This window comes from Alteromonas sp. ALT199 (genome assembly GCF_018619335.1).
Classification (GTDB): Bacteria; Pseudomonadota; Gammaproteobacteria; order Enterobacterales; family Alteromonadaceae; genus Alteromonas.
Window position 1 is genome coordinate 1 of record NZ_JAHHDX010000168.1, and the last position, 6,270, is coordinate 6,270.

A 6,270-nucleotide genomic window follows, 5' to 3' on the forward strand; every position below is an offset into this window, starting at 1 on the left:
CTATTAATATAAAAACCTCCAATTTAGGAGGTTTTTTTATAATGTTCACTAATTAAGTTAGCCGTTTTGCTATGCATTTTTATATAGCTAACCATTTTTATAATCGTCCTACGCCTCAGATCCCGCACTTAACACCTACTATTTTTCACTGAATATATTAAATTACCGGAGACTACATCTAACCGTGGCATAGCAGTCATAGGCCACTCCCCAACGCCTAAGGCTATATCACTTTGCCCTCTCTATGTTACTTTAAGTGTCCTAATTGTCTTTGATACTAGATAGCCTTAGTCTGAAATACCGAAAGAAGGGAAGTGGTCTCTAGCTTACTATTAAGGGCTGAAGAGAAACGTAACGCTTAGCCTAGGTTTGTACACAGTTCGCGCAAAAATGAAGTTGCCATTAGAAACAACTTCCGCAAGTTGATAAAAGGCATAAAAAAACGCGGCCTTTTGGCCGCGTTAGTATCAAGCTAAGGTTTGGGTTTTATTGAACCTCTACAGATGAGTATTCATCAATGAGTACTTTAGCGCCCACCGGGAAGCCAAGGAACTCGTAAAAGACAAATACATCAGTTACTACCGTCCAGTTTTCAGGGACTGACCATTCTCGACTACCAGTAGCATCATCAACAAATTCAACAAGCTGCCACTGTGTAGTAGGTCGAAGCGTAGATGTAAATATTCCTGCCGCTTCTAGTCTTCTGTCAAAACCTGGCCCTGTGGGACCGTCCTGGTAGGCAAAGGGAAGCACAACGTGGCGTAGCTGAACTTCTGTTTCGGGTACTTCCTGTAATTTAACCCACATAGCAAATTTATACGTTTTCCCTACGCTGGCGCCGCCAAGTCCGTAGGTTGAACTGTGCCAGTTGCGTTGCTTATTAAAGACCTGCTGCAAGATACGAGTAAACCCGTTATTTATATTCGTCATGGTTACTTCCAACGCCTTTCCAGATAAAGAATCGTCAACAGCCGTCACCAAACCATCAGGCTTCCAAGGCGCGCCTTCACCATCAAGTTTAAAGTCTGTGTTGAACCCAGCCGGGTGGGCAGAGGTACCCGGGTCGCACATTAAGTTCTTTTCAACAATAACCGTAGCACTTTTACTCTCTACTTCATCGCTAGGGAAAGAGCCTGTATCTCCCGATAAATACGCAACGCTTGCCTCAAATTGTGAGCCTACGTTGTTTATATTCCCTGCGCTAAAGCGGCCCAATCCATCTTCACCGTAGTGTATGGTTTCAGCTAACGGGAAATCGATTTCGTTAGATGAAGCCCACTCGTAGCTATACTCTCCAGTAAGCGCTTCACCTGAAGCGGGCTGCGGCTCTACATATAAACCCGCAGAAACACAAGATGGGGTGGTTTTAATGTCGGTTGTTAGCCCGTTTTCATCAATGTCTTTATTCGTCAGGTTTAGTGTGAATTCAGAAAACACTTCCAAGGCCACTGTTGTTGATAGCTCTGGGTTGCTTAAGCTTGTAACGGTTACCGTAGTTTCACCTATAGCTAGGGTGGTGATATTGCCGTTTTCATCTATCGTCGCAATGCTCTCATCTGCTACGCTATAAGATAAACGTTGATCGCATGCCTTTTGGGGCAGCACGGTGGCAAATAACGAGCCTTCTTTACCAAGGGAGACTCTAATGGGTTCGGCTGTTACGCTTTCTACTTCATCAAAAACAGCGTTTACTGTTAACTCAAGTGTTCGTCTAGGTAATACTTCACCCGGCTGTAAGTTAAAGCCGTTGTCTATGGCAAAATCGATGGTATAGGTGACCGATGGCGGATTGTCCAAAAGGCCGTCTGGTTCAGACCCTGGTGTCGAACCGAAGTTGTCACTGGTATCACATGTGCTTAAACGATCGGCGAATAAATCCGTATCCACAACCAAGTTTCTACCGTCTACAGTAAATGGAGATATGGTTTGATTAGGCTGTCCAATAGAAGGCGCCTGCGGTGTTCTATATAGAGGTGAAGTGGTGAATTGTAAGTCTGAAATAATGATATTTCCTTGGGCAGGTTCGTCATCAACCGTAACGCCAGCCACCAGATCAATCGTTTGCTCTCCCGATTCCTCTGTCATTTCTGCCGTTAACATCGGCATAGATATTTCAAGAGGGGCATCTGCACTAAAATTAGGGTCAAAGCCTTCGTCTGTTCCACCGCCACACCCTGTCAGCGCAATTGTTACCGAAGCAGCGAGAGCAGATATTTGTAGTAAGTTTTTCTTCATCTTACTTCTCCAAAAAATGTGAAATTGGCCAGAGTAAGATCTGGCCTTATTAATTGATTAACTAGAAAGTTCCGCGAAGACCAATTCGGAATTGACGACCGAATTTGAACAGCGATGCCGTGCGCTCTTGTGGAATACTGCTATCTTCATAGACGCTGCCTTCATCAAGCACGATTTCATTGCTATTAACATTATTCGGGTTAATGGCATTGGCTGCGGTAACAAAGTTTCTTCTGGTATCGTCTGTAATGTTTAACGCGTTAAACGTTACAGTAAGGTTTTTGTTAATCGCATAAGATGCACTGAAATCTAATCTGTGAGATTCATCTTGCCAAAGCGATACGCCAGATAACCCTCGGTTTACCAGTTGCTGACCGGTGTAGCGGTGTGCCAGTCTTAACTGAATGCCATCTTTTTCATAAAACAGCGTTGCATTAGCCGAGTGTCTAGGTGTAAAAGGCTGTGGCAAAGGTTTAAGAAAACGCCCAGAATTTCCAATTTCTACAGGGTCAGATTCCGACTTCTGATAGGTATAGTTAATGGTTGCGCCAAAGCCAGACCAGATCCCCGGTAAGAAATCGTAGTTTTGTGTATAGCCAAGCTCTACGCCTTCAATAGTGGCACCAGAGCCATTTTTTGATGTGTTAATATTGGCCACGTCACACTCAATTCTCCACTGCTCGAAGAAACCGGCTGCAAGACGAAGCGGATGACAGTCGTCTTCCCCTCCTGGCGTGCGGTTTTCGTCGAAGTCAAGAAGAAGATCAGAGTCTTGCAAATCTACTTCTTCTCTTACGTCACGGTAGTGGAAAGGGGTAACCACGGTTTCTTCGAAGTTATCCATATCTTTGTAGAAGAAAGCCGCAGACAATAATCCAGAGTTACTAAAGTACCACTCGTAAGATAAGTCGATATTGTTCGATGTTAGCGGTTTAAGTGCTGTATTGCCCGCATTGCCAGACGCCAAGCCAAACTGATTCTCACGGATAAAAGCAGAAGGGTTTAGAGAATCAAAGCGCGGTCGCGTCATAGTTTTAGTTAACGCGAATCGTACGATAGTTTCTTCGTTCAGGGCATAATTTAACGTCAAACTAGGTAGCCAAATAGAACTTGATGCTTCATCAGTCACTGGTGCGGTTCTAACTTGAACTTCTTGACCCGTGCCGTTAGGGCCAGTGAATGATGTACTTCTGTCTAAGAATGGCCAAACATACCCAGTTTGGTTAAAGCGTGCCCAGCTTGAAGCATTTGTTGGTACTAGGTTACCGTTCGAGTCATAAACTTGGCCGGGTAGCTCATTAAAAACGAAGTTGCCATTCTCATCTTGAAATACTAAGCGGTTTACATCTAGGCCAGTTTGACCGTCGGGACCAACAACTAGGAATTGCCCTGTGTTTACGTCAAAAGGTATCGTTGCTGCATTGTTAAAGTTGTATCCATGGGTTAACGCCCACGCCCAGCAGTTGCTTAGTTCTGCTTCGTTTTGCGGCGCGTAACGGGTATCACCGTCGGCAATAGGTATACCTAACGGGCAAGGATCAAGGCTCGTGTTACCTAGGTCTCTTTCTACAAACAAATTGTATGGGTCAATGACTTGCGGTGCTCTGATATAGTTGATACCACCGATACCAGACGCTTCGTTTTCGTCTTTTACGTAGCGAACGCCAATGTTACCGGTAAGACGGCCATCCATAAATTCAAAATTAGCTTTGAAGTAGGCAGCCATGGTTTCGGTAGTTATTTCGCGAGTCCCTTGGTCGCTAAAACGCACGCCAACTTCAGACGCATCTTTACCAGAAAGTAGCTCTAATGCTTTTTGCGCATCGAGTAACGGCCAACCTCCCCAAAATGCATTGTCACGATTAGCTTGTAAATCCTCACCGTAGTTGTCATAAGGGAAAGCTTCACCAGATAACATGTTTGCAACGCGAATAGACGCTAAGCCTCGCACCTCAAATTCGGCGTCAGGGTCATCGAGCGCAATAAGATCTTCACCGTTAGTAATAGCAGTATTTTTAATCGATACGTCACGGTTTCTATGAGAGTACTTTCCGCCAAACTCTATGCTGGTCACATAGTCATTATCAAGCGCATAATCAAAATCGATGAACAAAGACTTATTGGTATCTTCGAATCTGTTTTCTCTAAATGCTAAATTTCCAAGGTGATTGTGTTGTAAATCAAATGGGTTGAAGCGGCTGGTCACACTATTGGCACTGCCGTCAAAGGCATCAAATTCGCCTGGTGTGCTACCCGTAAAATATTCACAGTCTGACAGTGAACCTTGCGTACAGTCGTAGCCTACAAGTTCTAGGATATCTGACGGCATGGCTTCTACTACATTTCGACCAGCAGTGCCCCAGGTTGCTGTGCCTATTGTAAAGAATGCATCCGGGTCGGCTCTATCAGGTGTTTCATCTTCAGAACCTGAATAACCAGCTCGTAGGTTCATGGTTAAGTCGTCGGTAAAGCTGTGAAAAAGATCTAATGTAACAACATTGGTCGTGAGTTCTCGTAAGCCTCTTGCTCTATTGAATCCCCCAGTGATTGAGCGACTCGTTGAGCGCTGCAGTGTATTGGTAGAAAGGTCCACCACATTAAGCGCAACATTGTCGTCACCAGGGTGAATGGAAGGAGTCAACGGCGCAATGTTCATAAACATGCGGTGGTTATCGGTAAGTATTTTTTGATTGGTATGTGTAATATCGACCTGAAGCATAGTGTCGTCACTTACTTCATACTGAATACCCGTTGAAATAGACAGTCTGTCGCGCTGATCGGTATTTAAGTTGTAGTTGATGAACTCACGACCCATTACGAATAAATCACCCTCAACCAATGTTTGGGTTGCAGGGTCGTAGTTTAAGAGACTCTCAATGGGGTTTAATAAGGGCTGGCCGTCTTCGCCAAGGATAAGTTCACCACTGTTGTCGCGCTGGTAACCAAGAACCCGAATAGGCTGCCCAGTTGCAAGGTCAGTGGCTGGACGTGCTCGGCTGCCTTCATCGAATGCATCTGCTATTTGTATGGCTTGGTTCGCCCAATCGGTATCAATTCGGTCAACGCGGGTGTTTTGTCGGTCTTTAGTGGCGGTAATGATAAAACCCAGTCGGTCGTTAAATAGCTTTTCCGAGAAACTTCCAACAATTCGATAGTCTTCATCGTCTGCGAACTCGTTGTGTCTACCCTCAACAGTAAAAGAGCGACGAGGCTTGTTTAACGACAAAGGGCGTACGGTTTTTAGCTCGATATTGGCACCAAGTGAGCCTTCGTCTTGGTCGGCTGCAGCTGTTTTCACCACATCTATTGAGGATAAGATATCTGCAGAAAAAGAACTCAAGTCAACGCTGTTATTGTTAACGCCATTACCGCCGCCACCGCTTAAACCGCCTGTTAACGCCACACCGTTAATAGACACTTGGTTCAACGAAGGACCAGCACCGCGTACCGATATTCTGGTACCTTCACCTGCTTCTTCTTGTACTGTAACGCCGGTAACACGCGATAGGGCGTCAGCGATGTTTTGGTCTGTAGATTTACCCACATCTTCAGCATGTATCGAATCTGAAACACTGTCATTAAAGCGTTTGGAGTTGACCGATTTCTGTAAACTTCCTTTTATACCCTGAACTTCTATAACCTCAATATCGGACTCTTCGTCTTTAGTTACAGCGCGTTCGACCAACTCTTCGTCTGACTCTTTCGGGGCTTCTTGTGCCCACAGAGGCTGACTCAAACAAGACGCGACCACCACGGTTGTGATCGCATTAAGCTTAAATTTTTTATACATGTGGTTTTTACCTATGGTTTATACCTAGTTTGAGCGTTTTAATTTTTATCGAGCTAACAACAGTTAAGTTCCCTCAGTTCATCTTCCCGCGAACCGCTGCTTGACGTTACAACAACAGTCCGAAGCTTAGTGGGCTTGAAGATTTGATAGCTACCCTTTTCATTTCTCCAAGTTCTAACAAGTGTTAGATGCTACTAGTTTAAACATATGATGTTTGTTATTTCAATTTTAGTTCACAATTAATT

At 44.6% G+C, this 6,270-nt stretch carries 2 protein-coding genes; both read right to left on the reverse strand.

The features are described 5' to 3' along the window. Window positions 1-486: 486 nt before the first annotated feature. Window positions 487-2,235 (reverse strand): Ig-like domain-containing protein, encoded by a 1,749-nt coding sequence (locus KL866_RS19265; protein ID WP_214996554.1) that lies wholly within the window; start codon window positions 2,233-2,235, stop codon window positions 487-489. A gap of 61 nt (window positions 2,236-2,296) precedes the next feature. Further along, the gene (locus tag KL866_RS19270) at window positions 2,297-6,025 is read right to left on the reverse strand and encodes a TonB-dependent receptor domain-containing protein (protein ID WP_214996555.1); all 3,729 of its coding nucleotides are present in this window, start codon (window positions 6,023-6,025) and stop codon (window positions 2,297-2,299) included. Window positions 6,026-6,270: the final 245 nt, after the last annotated feature.